The 18,972-nt window shown below is 48.5% G+C and carries 17 protein-coding genes and 3 tRNA genes; 15 read left to right on the top strand and 5 right to left on the bottom strand.

Features of this window, described 5'->3' with window-relative positions:
* Nucleotides 1–70 precede the first annotated feature (70 nt).
* Both KD145_RS00965 and KD145_RS00970 read left to right on the top strand, forming a co-directional pair.
* Nucleotides 71–877: an aminotransferase class IV gene (locus tag KD145_RS00965; protein WP_212004065.1), complete on the top strand. Its 807-nt coding sequence runs from the start codon at nt 71–73 to the stop codon at nt 875–877.
* A gap of 10 nt (nt 878–887) precedes the next feature.
* Nucleotides 888–1,622, top strand: coding sequence for a bifunctional 2-polyprenyl-6-hydroxyphenol methylase/3-demethylubiquinol 3-O-methyltransferase UbiG (locus KD145_RS00970; protein ID WP_212004066.1), 735 nt, complete (start codon nt 888–890; stop codon nt 1,620–1,622).
* Between the two features lie 28 nt (nt 1,623–1,650).
* On the opposite strand, the gene cfa is transcribed toward KD145_RS00970, so the two are convergent.
* Nucleotides 1,651–2,772: a cyclopropane fatty acyl phospholipid synthase gene (gene cfa / locus KD145_RS00975; protein ID WP_212004067.1), complete on the bottom strand. Its 1,122-nt coding sequence runs from the start codon at nt 2,770–2,772 to the stop codon at nt 1,651–1,653.
* A gap of 207 nt (nt 2,773–2,979) precedes the next feature.
* On the opposite strand from cfa, the gene KD145_RS00980 reads away from it, so the two are divergent.
* From KD145_RS00980 to KD145_RS01000, 5 genes are all read left to right on the top strand, one after another.
* Nucleotides 2,980–3,579 (top strand): TetR/AcrR family transcriptional regulator, encoded by a 600-nt coding sequence (locus tag KD145_RS00980; RefSeq protein ID WP_212004068.1) that lies wholly within the window; start codon nt 2,980–2,982, stop codon nt 3,577–3,579.
* The gene (locus tag KD145_RS00985; protein ID WP_212004069.1) at nt 3,576–3,929 is read left to right on the top strand and encodes a GIY-YIG nuclease family protein; all 354 of its coding nucleotides are present in this window, start codon (nt 3,576–3,578) and stop codon (nt 3,927–3,929) included. Before KD145_RS00980 ends, KD145_RS00985 begins: the two co-directional genes overlap by 4 nt.
* A 44-nt stretch (nt 3,930–3,973) precedes the next feature.
* Nucleotides 3,974–4,044 (top strand) — tRNA-Ala (locus KD145_RS00990).
* A gap of 9 nt (nt 4,045–4,053) precedes the next feature.
* Nucleotides 4,054–4,125 (top strand) — tRNA-Ser (locus KD145_RS00995).
* A gap of 124 nt (nt 4,126–4,249) precedes the next feature.
* Nucleotides 4,250–4,317 (top strand) — tRNA-OTHER (locus tag KD145_RS01000).
* 18 nt (nt 4,318–4,335) lie between these two features.
* Here KD145_RS01000 and KD145_RS01005 read toward each other — a convergent pair.
* Both KD145_RS01005 and KD145_RS01010 read right to left on the bottom strand, forming a co-directional pair.
* A complete protein-coding gene (locus KD145_RS01005) occupies nt 4,336–5,310 on the bottom strand; it encodes a hypothetical protein (protein WP_212004070.1) in 975 nt (324 codons plus the stop codon).
* Between the two features lie 36 nt (nt 5,311–5,346).
* Complete coding sequence (locus tag KD145_RS01010) at nt 5,347–6,798, bottom strand: SDR family NAD(P)-dependent oxidoreductase (protein WP_212004071.1); 1,452 nt, start codon at nt 6,796–6,798, stop codon at nt 5,347–5,349.
* Between the two features lie 98 nt (nt 6,799–6,896).
* Between KD145_RS01010 and KD145_RS01015 the strand changes: the two genes are divergently transcribed.
* The 7 genes from KD145_RS01015 (at nt 6,897) to KD145_RS01045 (ending at nt 16,762) form a co-directional block, all read left to right on the top strand.
* The gene (locus KD145_RS01015) at nt 6,897–7,895 is read left to right on the top strand and encodes a hypothetical protein (protein WP_212004072.1); all 999 of its coding nucleotides are present in this window, start codon (nt 6,897–6,899) and stop codon (nt 7,893–7,895) included.
* A gap of 90 nt (nt 7,896–7,985) precedes the next feature.
* Entirely contained in the window at nt 7,986–8,630 is a 645-nt protein-coding gene (locus KD145_RS01020; RefSeq protein ID WP_212004073.1) for a hemolysin III family protein, read from the top strand.
* An 11-nt stretch (nt 8,631–8,641) separates the two neighbouring features.
* Nucleotides 8,642–9,496, top strand: coding sequence for a DUF1963 domain-containing protein (locus tag KD145_RS01025; RefSeq protein ID WP_212004074.1), 855 nt, complete (start codon nt 8,642–8,644; stop codon nt 9,494–9,496).
* 144 nt (nt 9,497–9,640) lie between these two features.
* A complete protein-coding gene (locus tag KD145_RS01030) occupies nt 9,641–11,557 on the top strand; it encodes an AAA domain-containing protein (RefSeq protein ID WP_212004075.1) in 1,917 nt (638 codons plus the stop codon).
* A gap of 32 nt (nt 11,558–11,589) precedes the next feature.
* On the top strand, nt 11,590–12,036 hold the full coding sequence (locus tag KD145_RS01035; RefSeq protein ID WP_212004076.1) for a DinB family protein: 447 nt from the start codon (nt 11,590–11,592) through the stop codon (nt 12,034–12,036).
* 211 nt (nt 12,037–12,247) lie between these two features.
* Entirely contained in the window at nt 12,248–15,499 is a 3,252-nt protein-coding gene (locus tag KD145_RS01040; RefSeq protein ID WP_212004077.1) for a S41 family peptidase, read from the top strand.
* 78 nt (nt 15,500–15,577) lie between these two features.
* Complete coding sequence (locus KD145_RS01045; RefSeq protein ID WP_212004078.1) at nt 15,578–16,762, top strand: DUF1624 domain-containing protein; 1,185 nt, start codon at nt 15,578–15,580, stop codon at nt 16,760–16,762.
* Between the two features lie 13 nt (nt 16,763–16,775).
* Here the strand turns inward: KD145_RS01045 and KD145_RS01050 are convergent, their stop codons facing one another.
* Together KD145_RS01050 and KD145_RS01055 are read right to left on the bottom strand one after the other, a co-directional pair.
* Entirely contained in the window at nt 16,776–17,120 is a 345-nt protein-coding gene (locus tag KD145_RS01050) for a hypothetical protein (protein WP_212004079.1), read from the bottom strand.
* 22 nt (nt 17,121–17,142) lie between these two features.
* Nucleotides 17,143–17,907: a hypothetical protein gene (locus tag KD145_RS01055; RefSeq protein ID WP_212004080.1), complete on the bottom strand. Its 765-nt coding sequence runs from the start codon at nt 17,905–17,907 to the stop codon at nt 17,143–17,145.
* 108 nt (nt 17,908–18,015) lie between these two features.
* Between KD145_RS01055 and KD145_RS01060 the strand changes: the two genes are divergently transcribed.
* Nucleotides 18,016–18,909: a hypothetical protein gene (locus tag KD145_RS01060; protein ID WP_212004081.1), complete on the top strand. Its 894-nt coding sequence runs from the start codon at nt 18,016–18,018 to the stop codon at nt 18,907–18,909.
* The last annotated feature ends 63 nt before the right edge of the window (nt 18,910–18,972 follow it).

The raw sequence follows: 18,972 nt of genomic DNA on the forward strand, positions 1-18,972 counted from the left end.
AAAACGCAAGCCCCCGGCGCCTGCACTGCAATTGATAAAGATTATTTAGCTTTATCTGCAAACATAGCCTATGGATCACACTTTTGTACAGGAAATCAATGGCAGAAGCATGGAAGCAGGCGACCTGCCGCTGATGATGGCATTATCATACGGACATTTTACGTCCATGCAGATACGAAACCGGCAGGTAAAAGGTCTCCGCCTGCACCTCGAAAGGCTGCGGAAAAGCAGTGATAAGCTGTTTGGTTGTCATCTCCCGGATGATAAAATCATGGCTTATATGAGAAACATCATCGGGGAAAATGAATCCTGCACTATCCGTATCAATATTTTTACACCCGACTATCAACGGCCCGGCATATACGAAAATGACCTGTACGTGCTCATCACCAAAAAACCGCCGGTACAGCCGGCAGCAGCTCCGCTGCAGGTGATGACAGCCCGTTTCCAGCGCCTGATGCCGGATGTGAAATACAGCGGGATCTTGTCCGGTATACTGGCTTACCAGCGCGAAGCCCGCGCGGCAGGCTATGATGACGTATTATATGTCAACCAGCACCAGCACATTTCGGAAGGGTCTGTCTGGAACATCGGCTTTTATGACGGGCATTCCGTGATACTGCCCGCTGCGCCTGCTTTACCCGGCATCATGATCCAGCTGCTCACCGAAGGCCTCTGGAATACAGGCGTGCCCGTTATCCATCGGAATATATCACTGTCACAGCTCAACGAATACAAGGCTGCTTTTTATACCAATTCTATCAATCACAGGGGAATCATCACCCGGATCAACCAGCATCAGTTTGACAAAGACCCGTCAGCGCTCAGTTCCCTGCTGGACCGCACCTATGATGCCATTCCCTGGGACCAGCTATAAACGATACATCATGAAAGAGAATAAATACGATGATCCCGGCTTTTTTGCAAACTACAGCCGTATGCTGCGCTCTGTAGAAGGACTGAGTGCGGCAGGGGAATGGGAGGCTTTCAGTAAACTGTTGCCATCCTTACAAAACAAACGGGTGCTCGATCTGGGCTGCGGCTTCGGCTGGCACTGCCGTTATGTAATGGAGCAACACGCTGCCAGTGTCACTGGTGTTGATATCTCTGAGAAAATGCTGGAAAAGGCACAGGAGCTGAATAGCGGGCCTGGTATTGTTTACCGGCAGCAAGCTATTGAAGACATCACATTTGAAGATAGTGCATTTGATGTGGTGATCAGTTCACTCGCACTCCACTACGTGGAACATTATGATGTTGTTTGCCGCAAAGTGTTTAACTGTCTGGCTGCAGGTGGTAGTTTTGTTTTCTCCACCGAACATCCTGTATTTACTGCAAGAGCGGCACAGGACTGGTACTATGATGCAGCGGGTAATCGCCTGCACTGGCCGGTAGATCATTACCAGGAGGAAGGCCGTCGGGTGACAAGGTTCCTCGACAACGATGTTGTTAAATATCATCGTACAGTGGCGACATTACTAAACGGCTTGCTGGCTGCAGGTTTTCGTATCACCCAGGTGGAAGAGCCACCACCTTCTCCATCAGTCCTCGAAAAATACCCGGAAATGAAAGATGAGTTACGCAGGCCAATCTTCCTGCTGATAGCGGCAGTAAAACCATAACTGTTGTTTAATCGTACAGGCCACAGCGTTAGTGATTAAAAGTATAACCGCCGGGCACACCGGCTTTAGACAACACAATCTGCCAGAGCTGGCTGTGCCGGGCACGGAAGGAACCGGCGCAAGACATGAGATAATACTTCCACATGCGGAAAAAAGTCTGGTCGTACCTGCTTTTTAGTTTGTCCCAGTTGGCACTGACATTTTCATACCAGGCCATCAGTGTTTTATCATAATTGACACTGAAATTTTCCCAATGCTCCAGCACAAAGAGGCCTTCAATGGCTTGTCCTATCTGACGGATAGTAGGAATCGCTGCCCCTGGAAAAATGTATTTATTCAGCCACTGATCTGTAAAGGCGGATGTTTTATTGCCGCCGATGGTATGCAGCAGAAATAATCCCTCATCTTTCAGGCAGCGGTCGGCAACCCTCATATATTCAGGGTAATTGTGTGCTCCTACATGTTCGAACATGCCCAGCGAAACGACGGCATCAAATTTTTCATTCACCATGCGGTAGTCCTGCAGACGAATGGTGACGGGCAGTCCGGCACAACGTTCCTGCGCCAGGGCTGCCTGCTCTTTGGAAATAGTGACGCCGGTAACAGCCACCCCATATTTTTCGGCAGCATAACGGGCAAAACTTCCCCATCCGCAACCAATGTCCAGTACATGCATACCGGGCTGCAGCTGTAGTTTACGGCAGGAGAGGTCCAGCTTGTTTTCCTGGGCTTCATCGAGATTGTGGGCATTGTCCCAGAAAGCACAGGTATACGTAAGCCTTTTGTCCAGCATATGGAGAAAAAGGTCGTTGCCGGTATCATAATGCCGCTGCCCATTGCGGATGGCTCTGGCCGGCCGCTGGAAATTAAATATCCTGGCAAGCAGGATATCCATTTTTAATTGCAGACTCCTGTGAATGCTTTTGTCCAGGTTGGCCCGCAACAACTTATAGAAGAAGTCATCCAGCTGCACACAGTCCCAGTAGCCTTCCATATAGGATTCACCGAGTCCCAGGGAGCCGCCCTGTAATACGCGGGTATAAAAATGATCGTTGAAAACGCTGATGTCCCAGGGCTTATTCCCATTTACTGTAATACCCGCTGAGGATAAAAGCCGGGTGACAATACGTTTGGGTTTATCGTTGTTCATGGCTGTATAACAGGTTAACAGACCAGGGAATGTATTTGTTTAGGGCAGTGGCGTTCCGGTATGCTCCATGAGCAAATTTAACCCATCCCTGGCTATTCTGCAGGGAAAATAGACCCACTATTTCCGTCAGCAAATCAGAAAAGTTTTTAAATTTTGAACAATGTTCAATATATTTGCACTATTAAAAAATATTAATAGGAATATAAAATGAAGAACAAAGCTATTCAGGAGCAGCGTATCAGAGGATATTTTATTGATGCCACCAAAGAGATCCTGAAGAGTGAAGGATTAAAAAGTGTCAGTGTCCGCAATATCGCGGAAAGGGCAGGCTATTCCTTTGCCACGCTGTACAACTATTTCAAGGATGTGAAAGACCTGGTATTCCTTTGTGTACAGGATTTTCAGGAAGAATGCAGTGCCTATGTGGCGGAACGCAGCAGCAAGGCGCCCAGAGGGGAGAAAAGGCTGAAAGCCATTCTGTTGGCTTATCTCGAATACTTTGTACAGTACTCCGGCATATTTGAACTCTTTTTTGTGGAGAAGCTGTCAGACCTCAACAGGCAACCAGACACAGCTCCGCTGATCACCGGTTTTCTGGACAGCCTCTGTGAGGAAGAATGGAAATACCTCATCGCGCTGAAAAGCCTCACTCCGGCTGCGGCCAGCCATAAAAAGGCAGCCCTGCTGTATGGAACAACCGGCCTGTTGCTCCTCTACATCAACCGGCAGATGCCTGTCGGTTATCCTGCTTTCCTCAAGGCAGCCAATGCTTTTATTGATAATCAGTTAAAAGACCTGCACGCATGAAATCAAAAAAAGAACTAAAGGAAGCCTACCGTCAGATGACCTTCCGCATGGGCGTCTATCAGATTCGGAATATTGTGAGTAACAAAATATGGATACACTATAGCGCTGATCTCGACAGAGCCTGGAATTCTCCACGCATGCAGCTTTTGGCCAACACCCATCCCAATGAGGAGCTGCAGTCCGACTGGAATACGCTGGGGGAAAAGTGTTTCGCTTATGAGATCGTTGAAGAACTGGATGATACTACTGACCCCACTGTAGATTATAAAAAAGAAGTACAGGCCCTGTATAAAATGTGTCTGGACGAACTGCAACCATATGGAGAAAAAGGATATCATCAGCAGAAATGAATATTTATATAACAAATATTTTCTTATATATTTGCGCCCGCAATAGACTGTAGTTTAGTTGGAAAAACTCCTGCCTTGCACGCCTGAGACGTGAGTTCGATTCTCACCGGTCTTATTGCACTTCCGGGGGATAATTTAATGGAAAAATACCTGCTTGCTAAGCAGGAGATGTAGGTTCGATTCCTGACTCCTCCACTAATTTTTTGCCACAATACCCTTTATCAATCCTACTTACGGCTACGTATATACGCAATAAAAAAGGCTGCCCGAAAGCAGCCCCTGAAATTAACGGGTAAATTTTTTATCTTAGCGCTTGTAATAAGCCGTAGCTTAGTGGAAGAGCACCTACACCAAATGGGGAGCGTGAGTTCGAGTCTCACCGGCTTTATTACACTTTCCCTCCCTTTTAGCGATATACGCTTTTAATAGCTTTACTGTCAGGATGAGTATAGTCGGCTTGTGCCGGAAAATCTTTCATAGGTGTAAGATGTACCGGTATATTGGCTTTACCATTCAATGCCCTGGTAGAAGCAGCATAACCCAGGTCTATCCATTTGAGATAGGGGTGGGTGCTGAGCAGGTCGTGCAACAGCTGCATGCCGCCGGCTTCAATACCACAGCTGGACAGGCCAAGCTGTTCAAGGGTGGTGTTCTGCCGCAGCCCGCGTACAAGATAGGAAACACCTTTGTCTCCGATGTTGTTGACGCTGAGGAATAATGATGTCAGGTGTTTGTTGACTTTCAGCATTTCGCTCAGTGGTTCCATCATATCGGCAGTCAGGTAGTTGCCGCTCAGATACAACCGCTCCACCGTAGTATTGGTTTTCAGATATTCGAACAGGGTGAGGAAACCATCGCCGGCGCAGGTGTTTACCAGATCAAGGGTGCGAAGGTGATTGTTTTGCTGCAGCAGCTGGATGATATTTTCCATGCTGTTACTGCCGATAGGGTTTCTTTTGAGCCAGATGCTTTTGACAGACTGGTTGGTGGCCAGGGCTTCGCAGATGGCTTGGGCGCCTGCCTGTTCGATATAATTACAGCCAAGATATACGGTCTCGATGGTATTGTTGACGGCCACCAGGTCGGCAACGGCCTGGGCGCCCGGGTTACCGAAGGCATTGGTGCCCATCAGTATATGTTTGATCTGTGTGTTGTATTGCAGGGCGTTGGTCACCAGCTGCATACCAGCTACGCCCAGTTGTTGTTTACACATGTCCAGCCTTCCATCCGCCGTGATGGTACCTACCGGGAAAACCAGATCGCTGGCGGGCAGGGGCTGATTGTTGCTTAGATACTGCAACACCGGGTCCAGCTCGGTCGGGTTAAACGGGAAGTTGTTTTTTACATAATCTACGGGACATACAACGGTATTATTCTGCATATGCAAATATTTTTTTCTTATCTTGATTAAATTCAGTTACCAGGCATAAGGCTGGTAGTCTTTCAGGAAATGCCCGAATAAAGGGATGTCTTCACTGGCAAGACCGGATACGATAGGATCGTAGATACGGGCCATGCCGTCGGTTTCGTCCAGCGGTGGTACAAATCCTTCTTCTGCGTATAGCCGTTCCTTTTTGGGATGCGGATTTTCCTGTGTGATCCATCCGGTATCCACGCTGTTCATGAAGATGCTGTCCAGTGCATAGTCCTGCGCGGCGGTGCGGGTCATCATGTTGAGGGCTGCTTTGGCCATATTGGTATGCGCATGGAACGGTGTTTTGGAAGCCCGGTTAAACTGCCCTTCCATGGCGGATACATTGATAATGAATTTCCGGGAGAAGGGGGATTGTTTGAGCAGTGCTTTCAGTTTGCTGTTGAGCATAAAAGGAGCGGTGACATTCACCAGCTGTGTCTCCAGCATCTCTACAGGTGGCACTTCGTCCAGCCGCATGGTCCAGCTGTTGCTGCTGCGGAGGTCTACCTGCTGCCTGTCTTTGTCGTACTGACCAGCTGGGAAACACTGGTGGATCTCGGCGGGCAACAGCTGTTGTTCCCAGGTGTCGCCCAGGTAGCGGAAAGGGGCTCCCGCCACAATACAGGAGCGCACGGCTTCGGGCAGTGCGGTGGCCGGGCCTTCTTCCACGGCAAACAGATGCTGATAAAAAGCTGCAGGCCGTTTGATGGTCTGGGCGGCATTATGTATCAGGATGTCCAGGTGGGTTTCTTCTGCATAGAGCTGCTGGATGAACTGGTTCACCTGTCCCAGGTTGCGTAGGTCAAGCGCCACGATCTTCAGGCGATGGCTCCACTCGGCAAAATCCTTTTCTTCACTGAAACGAAGGGCGCAGTCTTTGGCAAAGCGGGTGGTAACCCACACGCGGGCCCCGTCCCGCAACATCCGCAGGGCGGTAAGATAGCCGATTTTGATCCTGCCGCCGGTGATAACGGCCACGCGCCCACGCAGATCGGCACGCTGCATACGTTTGTTGAAATTTAGCTCTGCACAGTCAGGGCAAAGCATATGGTAAAAAAAATGTACCTGCTTGTAATGGCAGCTGCACGTATAACATCGCTGAGTGGAAGCCAGTGTCAGCGTTTCAGGCGGGTGGATATAGGTGCCGGTATCGGGCAACTGATACTTACTGAACATGGCTGTCTGGGAAAGTACCAGCTTTTTATCATATTGCTTCAGGATGTCCTGGTTGCGGGAAATCGCCTGTAACCGCTGAAGGGTAAGCTTCTCCGGCGCTATTTTATTGATGGCCTCCACTGCTGCCGCAGCTTTGTTTTCTTTTTTTGCACGCTTGTATAATTTGGTTACCAGACCTTTTAATACCATGTTGTCCGGCGATTGGTCCGGGTCTCTCGATAATACCTGTAATACCCTGATACAGGTATCCCATTCCTCTCTCGTAAATTCGTTCTCCATCTCCTCACTGCGGTTTAAATAAAATAAATAGAATAACTAAAGATATATCTTATTATTTTAAGTTTATATATTTGCGATAGTAGCACAATAACACAACGATGATGATTTCACCTGTATTAATACGCCTGTCCCGGACTTTAATGCTCCTGCTCACGGCCTCCCTGCTGATGACAGGGTGTAAAAAGGAATACTCCCAGGAAACGACCACGCCTGTCAATACAACGCCGGCACCTTCCGATGGTATGGCCGTATATGCACTGGTACAACAGGGCAACAGCTGCTCCGACGCTACGGTGAGAGGTACCTATAAAACAGGTGCCCCAACCGGTGACGATGCAAAAATACAGATAACCGTTAACGTTACCACACCCGGATTCTGGGCGATGAGCACCGAAACTGTCAACGGACTGCGTTTTACCGGCTCCGGTAATTTTACCAATACCGGCAGACAGCGTATTACCCTGCAGGCTTCGGGAATACCCGTACAGGCAGGTGCCTTTATCTTCCCTATACAGGCTTATACTTCTACCTGTAGTGTAGCCCTCACCATTACCGGGGATTCGCCGGTACCCACATCGGAATACTACTACAAAATGACGGTCAACGGGAAAGACTATACGCAGGAAGCAACGGACAATAACAACTACATGGCCACCGCCGAAGTAATCGGTGACGTGGATGTGCTGCTGGGCGCAGGTATCACCTGGAACGCCAACATTCCGCTGCCCGCGGGCAAAACTGAACTGCTCATCTCTAAAGGGATCTACAAAAACTACCGCAATACTTCCCAACAGGATTTCAAAAACTTCTTCAAGCCCGGCGACTATACCTACGCTACGATTAACGGTCAGGTATATACGGATGGTATTATCATCAACTGGACAGATGAAAATGGCAAGACCTGGGACAGCTTCAACGGCACCACCGGTCAGCCGGAGGGTACCTTTACCATCGTCAGCGCAGAAGAAGTACTTAATATGAATGACTATTACATTAAAGTGAAAATGCGCTTCAGCTGCAAACTCTATAACCACGCTACCGGAGACGTGATCAACGTTACCAATGGGGAGATGGTCAGCTCTTTCATAAAAAAATAATCTTATAGAGAATCTCTATTACGTTGCCTTGGTAGATTGTCCTACATTTACGGACGGATCGCAGACGATCCGTCCGTAAATTTTTTTATCATGGGAATGACGGCTTCACCAACAGGCTACACAAGGAAACAGGAAATCGTAAATGGACTGATACATGCGATTGGTATTGTATTTGGCATCAGTGGCCTTCCGGTATTGACTAGCATTGCTGCCACACATGGCAACACACCTGGCATCGTAGGTGCAGGTATTTACAGCTTCTGTTTTATTCTGCTTTTTACCTGCTCGACCATCTATCATATCTCGCAGGAGTCGGCCGTCAAAAAAACATTCCTCATCTTCGATCATATCAGTATTTATTTTCTCATCGCCGGTACCTATACACCTTTCCTGCTCGTATACATGAACAATGCGTTCGGGATATCCCTGTTGTCGGTATTATGGGGGCTCACGGCCGTAGGCATTGTTTTTAAAGTGTTTTTCACCGGCCGCTTCGACATCGTTTCCACACTGATCTACCTGGTCATGGGTTGGATACTCGCAGTGGGCGGCAAACGTTTTTTCACCGAGCTGCCTATGCCCGTAATCGTATTGTTATGTGTAGGTGGAGGACTGTATACCATCGGCGTTATTTTTTACCTTTGGGATAAACATAAGTATACCCATGCAGTATGGCATCTGCTGGTGCTTTCAGCCGCTATTTGCCATTACGTTGCTATATTGTTATCCATGTAAATGAATTTGTCTTGACAACAGAAAAGTACAAGGAGTTAATCCATAAGTTTGACCTGGCCGGCGTAGAAGAATATATCCTCTCCAATACCCGGCCGCTTATTACACTGACCCTGGCGCAACAGGAGAACTATCAGCATACCGGTAACACAAGAGTGGCGGGAGATCCCGATCTACCCGCCCATATTGCCTGGCCACTCACCGCCAACGGAACACCGATGACCTTTATCGCGCAGCTTGACCTCTCTGTCATTAGCCGGCAGGATGTTCAACAACTGTTGCCCGATACCGGTGTACTGTATTTTTTTATGGGAGATGTTGACAAGGCTTATCATATCGAGCATAAAGTGATTTATGTGGAGGATAAAACAGGTTTAAAAAGAACACCGGCTCCCGCTGCCACTGTGCTGGAGAAAGAGGAGCAGTTTACCAGCTATCAGCTGCAGGCTGCGCCTTCTCTCATGCCGCCCAATTATGCCTACGCAGATTATGATGAGCTCTCTGAAGAGGAATCAGATGGACTGGATGATCTCTGTATGCATCTCACAGAAGGCATCGGTATGATAGGAGGTTACCCTGACGGGCAACATGATGATCATCATATAGAGGCAGCCATGTACCTGGTAGCAAAACAGAAATATGATTACCTGCCCTCCAACGCCCGTAAAACACTGCTGCAACATTTTAATGGAAACCAGCAACAGGTGGATGACACACTCAGCGATATGACCATGCTGCTGCAGCTGGATTCCGACCGGCACGTGGGCTTCACCTGGTGGGATGCCGGTTGTATTCACTTCTTCATACAGAAAAAGGACCTGCTCAGCAAACAATTCGATAATACCTATCTATCGCTCTACAGTTCCTGATATATGAGCAACAACAATAACAACATAAAAGCAAAATAATATATATCGCATCTGTATTGTATCTTCCGGATTGCGGCTCCGGTAGCGTATCTTTGCGTTCATAAAAAACTATAATACTCGCATATCAGGAGAATAAATATCATCATGTCCACCACAGTCTATTTCAAAGAGTTGCTCGATCTGATGAAGATGGAGCGGGAGGAAGACAGGCAGTCATATCTGAAGATGACAGAATCAAGCACTGTGGCAGAACGCAGGGCTAATGGTCTTACCTGGTACCCCATAGCGATCAGAGGCTCGGAAATGAGCCGCGGCGACTATCTCACCGTGGAAGTGGAACGCACTACCCATCAGGATATCGCGCACCAGCTTCGTTTTGGGGTGTCAGCGATGTTTTTCTCCAACCACGATCCTCAGAAAGACAGGGTGGAAGGGACCGTCACCTACCAGGGTGGCAACCGGCTGAAGCTTATGCTCCGCACAGATGAACTGCCGGAATGGGCCGATAACGGTAAACTGGGAATAGACCTGTTGTTCGATGATAACAGTTATGATGAAATGCAACAGGCCCTGAAACAGGCGTCAGCCCTGGCAGAGAAAGCCTCTGAAGGTCACCTGGTGCAGATCCTTACCGGTCAGAAAAAACCTTCTTTCGATACAACCCGCCAGCCGCTGGTGATTCCACGGCTCAATACTATACAGCAGGAAGCGGTCAACAAAATCCTGTCGGCTAATGAACTGGCCATTGTACACGGTCCTCCGGGCACCGGTAAAACCACCACACTGGTACAGGCCATTAAAGCCCTCGTAAAACAGGACCAGCAAAAGATCCTGGTAGTGGCCCCCAGCAACGCTGCGGTAGACCTCCTCAGCGAAAAACTGGCTGATGAAGGCCTGAATGTATTGCGCGTCGGCAACCCTGCCCGCGTCTCCGAAAGGCTCATGTCGCTTACGCTCGATAGCAAAATGGCAGAACATGCCACCATGAAGGAAGTTAAACGCCTGAAAAAACAAGCCGGCGAATACAAAAACATGGCGCATAAATACAAGCGCAACTTTGGCAAGGCCGAAAGAGAACAACGCAAAGCCCTCTTTGATGAAGCACATAAGATCATGAAAGAGGTCGATAAAACCGAACAATACATCACCGACGACCTGATCGCTAAAGCACAGGTAATAACGGCCACCCTCGTAGGTGCCAACCATTATACCGTGCGCAATGTCCGCTACCATACCGTTGTGATAGATGAAGCCGGCCAGGCACTGGAACCTGCCTGCTGGATACCCTTGATTAAAGCAAATAAGGTTGTTTTCGCAGGAGACCATTGCCAGCTGCCGCCTACCATCAAGTCAAACGAAGCTGCCCGCAAAGGACTCAGCAACACCCTGCTGGAGAAATGTGTAGCACTCCATCCAGAAACAGTAGTGCTGCTGGAAGAACAGTATCGCATGAACGAAATGATCATGGGGTATTCTTCTGCTGTATTTTATCAGGACAAACTCAAAGCACATCATACCGTGGCTGATCACCGGCTTTTCCCGCAGGATGTGCCGCTTTCCTTTGTGGATACTGCCGGTTGCGGTTTCGATGAAAAACAGGAAGGTACCAGCACCACCAATCCGGAAGAAGCTTCGTTCCTGTTTAAACACCTGTCGCAGTTAGTTGCAGCCTGGCAGGCGCAATCCTCCTCATCTGCATTCCCGGAAATCGCCATCATCTCTCCCTATAAACAACAGGTATACCTGCTGCAGGAACAGCTGCAACATGCACCCGAACTGCTCCCGCATACAGCTAACATATCCGTGAACACAATAGACAGTTTTCAGGGCCAGGAGCGTGATGTCGTTTATATCAGTATGACCCGCAGCAACGCAGACAACAACATCGGTTTTCTGGCGGATATCCGGCGTATGAACGTCGCCATGACCAGGGCAAAGAAAAAACTGGTAGTGGTAGGGGATAGCGGTACTCTGTCGCAACTGCCTTTTTATGCAGATTTTATCGCCTACGCAGAAGCCAGGAATGCCTACCAGAGCGCCTGGGAATTTATGGACCTCTAAAATAATAAAATAACAAAATAAAAAAATAATCTATGATCTCTGCCAGCCTCCAACGTTGGGAGTATCTTTGTAATACCATCCCTCCATTACTGACCGCTATCAGCGAAGAAGATTTTTCTTTTAAACCGCTGCCATCCAAATGGAGTAAAAAAGAAATCCTGGGCCACCTGATCGACAGCGCTGCCAATAATCACCAGCGTTTTGTAAGGATACAGTTTGAAGAAACACCCACTATTACCTATAACCAGAATGAATGGAATAAACACAGCTACCATCAGCAGGCACACAGCAAGCAGCTGATCGATAGCTGGACTGCCTTCAACCGGCTGTTGCTGGGTATTGCACAGCATATACCGGAACAGCTGCTGCAGCGCACCTGTAATACCGGTAAACCCGAACCCGTTACCCTGGCCTACCTGATCAATGATTATGTTGTTCACCTGGAACATCACTTACGGCAACTGGTATCTTATCACTAGATAAATAACTAAATAGCTAAATAAGTAAATAGATAAATAAAAAGGCCGCTATGATGCAACCTCATAGCGGCCTTTGTGTCTTTAGAAAAAACGGGCGGGTGCCGGTTTAATAAGGTCGTATAAATAAAAAGTAAAAATGTTTTGTTTTTCCTACATTCGTTTATCCGGGAAACCCTCTGACCGGAAAAGATCAACTAACAATCAACCGCGTATGAAGAAAAGTCAATTGCTGATGTTGGCCTGCTTATGGGGTGTACATGCCAGCGCACAACAAGTTAATGCCAGCTTATTCCGGTATCCGGACGTATCCCAGACACAGATTGCTTTCAGTTATGCCAACGATATCTGGCTCGTACCTAAAGAAGGAGGCACTGCGATCAGAATTACCTCACCTTCCGGCGTGGAAGTATTCCCGCGTTTCTCTCCCGATGGTCGTAAACTGGCTTTCACCGGCAATTACGACGGTAACAGTGATGTATATGTAATGCCGGTAAGCGGCGGTGTGCCGTTAAGGCTCACCCAGCACGGGTATACAGACCGTGTTATAGATTGGACTCCTGATGGTAAACAGGTATTGTTTGCTTCTACAAGAGAAAGTACCAAAGAACGTTTCAATCAGTTTTATACCATTCCGGAAACCGGCGGCCCCGCAAGTAAATTGCCACTGGCGTATGCCGAATTCGGCAGCTATTCTCCCGATGGAAAAAGCATGGCACTCACCACACGTACGCAGAGTTTCCGTAACTGGAAACGTTACCGCGGTGGGATGAAAGCCGATATTCATATTTTCCGTTTTGATACCCGGCAGTCAGAAAACATTTCAGCTAAAAGTGAAGCTGGGGACGAGTTCCCGATGTGGTATAAAAACCATATATACCTGTTGTCCGACCGTGGTCAGGAAAAAAGGATGAACCTCTGGCGGTATAATGTAGATACCAAAAATTTTGAACAGGTAACTCACTATACCGACTATGATGTACATACCCCGGCTATGGGACCTGCAGATATTGTATACGAAGCAGGTGGCAAACTGTATACACTCTCCCTCGAAACCCAACAATCCAGGGAAGTGAAAATAAATATCACTACAGATGTGTCTACCCTGAAACCACGTACCATTGTGGCAGACAAGGATATCCTGTATGCAGATATCAGCCCTGATGGTAAACGTGCATTGATCGGTGCAAGGGGAGATGTATTTTCCCTGCCCGCTGAAAACGGCTTCGTAAAAGACCTGACCCGTACCAGCGGTGTGGCTGAACGTGATGCGGCCTGGTCACCCAACGGCAAATACATTGCCTGGTGGAGTGATAAGTCCGGTGAATATGAGTTGTGGCTGGCGGAAGCCGGCAAGGAGGACGCCGCCAAACAGGTAACTCACCTGGGCGCTGGTTTCCGTTACCATGTGTACTGGTCTCCCGACAATAAAAAAATCGCCTGCATCGACCAGACGATGAAAATAAATATCATAGAAGTAGCTACCGGCAAAGTGACCAATGTAGACAAGGCGCTGCGTTATGAAGACGGAGCTTGCCACAACTGGAAATGCAGCTGGTCTTCCGATAGCCGCTGGCTGGCATATAGCCGCGATCATTACAACGGACATAATACTGCTTTCGTTTACAACGTAGCCACCAACCAACGCCATCAGGTGACTAGTGATTACTACGACACATCAGATCCGGTGTTCGATCCGGAAGGTAAATACCTCTTCGTCTTTACCAACAGAACATTTACACCCATCTACAGCGATGTGGAAAATTCCTTCATCTATGCCAATACGACTAAAGTGGCCGCCATCAGCCTGCGGAAAGACGTTCCACCGGTGATGTCTACACGTAATGATGTAGTGGAAGCAGGTAAAGACACAGAAGTGGCATCACCCAAAAAGGACGAAAAGAAGAAAGAAGCTGAACCCGCTAAAGCCCCTGGCAATGAAGTAAAAATCGATCTGGATAATATAGAAACCAGGCTGTATCTGTTGCCCGTTCCGGCAGGTAACTATTCCCGCCTCAATGCTGTAAAAGGTAAAGTGCTGTACATCAACGCACCTAATACCGGCTCCGGTGATAAAGAGGCAACCCTGAAATATTTCGATCTCGGAAAAAGAGAAGAAAAAGAAATCATCAAAAATCCGGGAGCATACCAGCTGTCAGCCAATGGTGAAAAAATTCTCATAGCCGGTGATCGTTATGCTATCATCGATGTAGAAGAAAACCAAAAGGCAAACAAAACCCTTCGTATCAATGAAATGATCATGCAGCTGGACCCCGTACAGGAATGGAAACAGCTGTTCACTGACGCCTGGCGCATAGAACGCGATTTCTTCTATGATCCGGGTATGCATGGTGTCAACTGGAACGAAGTAAAGGAAAAATACGGTCGTATCCTCGAAGGTGCCCGCACCCGCGAAGAAGTGAATTTTGTGCTGGGTGAGATGATCGCTGAACTGAATGCTTCTCATACCTACAACAGCGGTGGTGATCTGGAAAACGCCCGCCAGGTGAACGTTGGATACCTGGGTGTGGATTGGGAGGCTGACGGCAATTTCTACAAGATCAAACGTATCATCCGCGGTGCGGACTGGGACGCTGAAGCCCGCTCCCCACTCGATGAACCAGGTGTAAACATACCCGAAGGCAGTTATATCCTGGCCGTAAACGGAGTGCCGCTGACAACCACCGCAGAGCCGTTTAGTGCTTTCCAGGGGCTCGCAGATAAAGCAGTGGAAATCACCTATAACGCCCGTCCTTCTCTGGAAGGTGCTAAAACAGCCGTGGTAAAAACACTCAGAAGTGATTACCGCCTGCGCCACCTGGCATGGATTGAAAGCAACCGCAAACACATTGCAGATGCCACCGACAATCAGGTAGGATATATCTATGTACCCAGCACCGGCCTCGATGGCCAGGATGAACTGGTACGTCAGTTCAGTGCCCAGTGGAACAAAGCAGCCCTGATCATCGATGAACGTTTTAACAACGGTGGCCAGATCCCGGATCGTTTCATTGAACTGCTCAACCGCAAACCATGGGCTTTCTGGGCTACCCGCGATGGAGCACCCGTATCAGCACCGATGGTGGGCAACTTTGGCCCTAAAGTAATGCTGATCAACGGCTGGAGCGGTTCCGGTGGTGATGCCTTCCCCGACTACTTCCGCAAGGCAGGCCTCGGCCCCCTGATCGGTAGCCGTACCTGGGGTGGCCTGATCGGTATCTCCGGAGCACCTTCCCTGGTGGATGGTGGAGAAGTGACCGCACCTAACTTCCGCATGTACAACCCCGATGGGACCTGGTTTCGTGAAGGCCATGGCGTAGACCCGGATATCGCAGTAGATGAAAACCTGGCCGATATGGCCAAAGGCATCGATCCTCAGATAGAACGTGCCATCATCGAAATAAAATCACTACTTAAAACCAAAAGCTACAAAAACCCGGAACCACCGGCATATGAAAAACGCTGATCCATATCAACCACAATAATACTGTAAGCCCGTTTGGTCATGGTACCAGACGGGCTATTACTTTTTAAACCGCCCTGTATGAACACAACCACTCCTAACAGAATCTCTTCTATTGACGTGCTGCGTGGACTCGTGATGGTGATCATGGCGTTGGACCATGCCCGTGATTATTTCCACATTACTGCTATGACGGCAGATCCGATGGACCCGGCCACTACCACCGTTGCCGCGTATTTCACCCGCTGGATCACCCATTTCTGTGCACCCACTTTTGTGCTGCTGTCCGGCATCTCCGCTTTTCTCGCAGCCCGGAAGAAAACAAAGTCTGCTGCCAGTATTTTCCTGATTAAACGAGGACTATGGCTGGTGGTGGCCGAACTCACCATAGTGAACTTCGCGCTGACCTATAACCCCTTCTTTAACTTTATCTTCCTGCAGGTGATATGGGCTATCGGCTGGAGCATGATAATATTGGGACTGCTCAGCCTCTGGTCCCGGAAAGTTGTGCTGATAGTGGGACTGCTGCTGTTTTTGGGCCATAACGTGGTCGACTATATGAACTTTCCTAAAGAAGGAGTGGCATCGGTGCTGTGGCAGGTGCTGCTCACCTCCAGGCCTATGATTCTGCCACTGGATGCTACTCATGTTGTGGGTGTGTTTTATGCTGTGCTGCCATGGACAGGCATCATGCTGATGGGGTATTCTATAGGCGAATGGTTTACCAGCGATTTTCCGGCGGCACAAAGAAAACAACGGCTGCTGCTGACAGGCTGGGGACTGGTGGTTCTATTTATATTGCTCCGTTTTATCAACCAGTATGGTAATCCGATGCCATGGGTTCATCAGCCTGACTTTCTGCGTAATGTGCTGGCATTCCTGAACACCAGCAAATATCCGCCTTCCCTGCAGTATGCCGGTATGACACTGGGCCCTGCAATACTGGCCCTGGCTGTTTTTGAGCAGGTCAAAAACAAATGGTCGGATGTGTTGTCAGTATATGGCCGGGTACCTTTTTTCTATTACCTCTTACATTTTTATCTGCTGCATGCCTTGCTGGTAGTGGTCTTTTTCCTTACCGGACATCAGACTACTGAAATCATGGATCTGCGGGTACCATTTCAATTCCGGCCTATGAATTTCGGATATTCGTTGCCGGTAGTATACCTGATCTGGATAGCTGTGGTAGCAGTGTTGTACCGGCCATGCCGCTGGTACAATCAATACCGGGCAACGCATCAGCAGTGGTGGCTGAAGTATTTGTAAAAAATACGCGTTGTTATTTATCGTCCTGCCGTAGGGTAAAAGCAGTGATCAACGGTAACAGCAGTAACAGTAACAGAAACCCCACCGGCTTGTGGTGATACAGTCCCTGTATCAGCCGGGCTATACCTATCAGCAGGCAGCCGGCATTGAGTTGCCGGGCGAAGGCTGGCTGCCGCTGCCACGTGAGCAGGATATTAGCCCCGGTAGCTATTATCAGCAGGATGTAAAAAACAAGGAACTGCGGACCTGTCAGCATAAAGGGATTCCATCGCTGATAATAAAAATGGAGGAAAAGGAGTATGGAAAGGCCACAGCCTGCAGCGATGCAGTAACCGGACCATGGGGATGAAGTACGCATGTTGATTGGATTGTAAGGTTATTTAATCACCACCTCCGCCACCGCAACCGCCACAACCACCACCACAACCACCGCCGCTGCTACAGGAACTCCCGGAACTGCAGGAGCTGCCACAACTGCTGCCGCTGGTGCAGTCGGAGCTTGTGTCGGAGTTGTCTTTTTTACTTTTTCTCGCGTTATGGTAGATAATTATAGCGAGTGGAAGGAGGCTGAAGGCGATTCCGCCGGCAGTACATCCGGTCAGAAATACGCTGGTCAGTAGCAGGAAAGGAAACAGCGAGCGCAGGTGAAAGATTCGGGAAACAATTCGTGGAAACAGGCGGAAAGGAGGAGGGGAATCATGCCAGATATCAGCGGGTGGGCTTTCTCCGAAAACAGCCTGGTACAGCTCCAGGGTTTGGTCTTGCCATGTATCATGTCTGGCTTTCTCGGGTGGCCCGCCTTTGGAAGGATGATGGTGTAGTTTGATGCCCAGTGTTTTGTCACAGAATTCCTCCCAGTAGTTCTGCGTATACAGCAGATGCAAATGCCATACCTGGTCAGTAATGTAGGAAGGAGAAGCGCCGGTAGGAGAGATACAACAGAGGTAAATGAACCGGCGGTATTCGTTGATAGCCCTGTGTGTAAAGGCCGGGTCCCATTTGTTTTCCCGGGCCAGCTTGCGGGAGAAGGGCAGGGCTGCTGCAGGATCGTCAAAGCGGAAAGCGGCTATCTTTTGCCATAGGCTGTCCTGATGGTAAGTGGTCCCCTCACGGATACGCGGTGTGTAGTGTGTGTTTGTTTTCATGATATTTTATGTTTTATTGTTGTTGATGGAAAGTTGAAATTTTCCGGTAATACCCGAATCTTCTGATTATCTTACAGTGTCTTATTACCGTCTTAAAATCGTCTTATTATGACAAGGGAAGAGCTGGTCAACCTCGAACGTTTGATGAATTATATTTCCTGGCAATTTCTTCGTAAAAAAGAATGGAAAGACGTGTCAAAAATAGAATGGGCACATGTTTCCGCTGAGTTTAATACACTGTTGGAGAAACAACGGAAAAAAGGGAAAGTGCCAACAGCCCTGTTATCTTTCGGAGATAACTATTTTTATGAGCACCTGGTGATCAAAAAACTCAAGCCCTGGAAAAACCGGACCGCGGTAGCCACTATCAGTACCCCCAGTTTCTCCCGATTAAATACCATCGCTAACGTACTGGGATATACGAATTATATCGATTTTATCAATACCGCCTCAGAAGGATTTCCTTTTCATGAACTGAAAATCGGTATACCGCTGGCACCAGTCAATCATAAACTGCTGGAGCATCTGGTAGGTTACTGGTACTGTTATAACCGCAACCTGCCCATGCGGGGCGAAAAGGAAGAAGACCGTATCTGGCGTTCCTCCCTGGAGATATACCGCTCCGGAGATGAATACCTGGTGGAGCGTACCGGCAGAGACAATCACATGTACTATGGGAAAATCACGTCCTACGCCAACTACCTTTTTATCATCATGAACAGCACCACCTTCATCCGGCAACGGCACTTCGTCGGACGCTTGAAAGATGTGGAAGAGAAAATGAAACAGCCCGGTTTTCAGATCAACGAGCTGTCCTTTATCAGCACCTGTGTCAGCTTCTCAGAAGAGCCCATCGCACTTTATGAAATATTCGACAGGGTGCCCAACCTGAAAAATTTTCAGAAAACCTCTGTTGATCTGCCATTCGACAGTCCGCTCTTACCACCGAGCATCATGGCGCATCTGAAGGATGTCCGTGAAAACCGTATCATGGAGCATTAGCACCATGTCCGGAAATGAACAGGGTCTGTTTTGAAATCGCACATTTCTCTGAAAAGATGAATT

This window comes from Chitinophaga sp. HK235 (genome assembly GCF_018255755.1).
Classification (GTDB): domain Bacteria; phylum Bacteroidota; class Bacteroidia; order Chitinophagales; family Chitinophagaceae; genus Chitinophaga.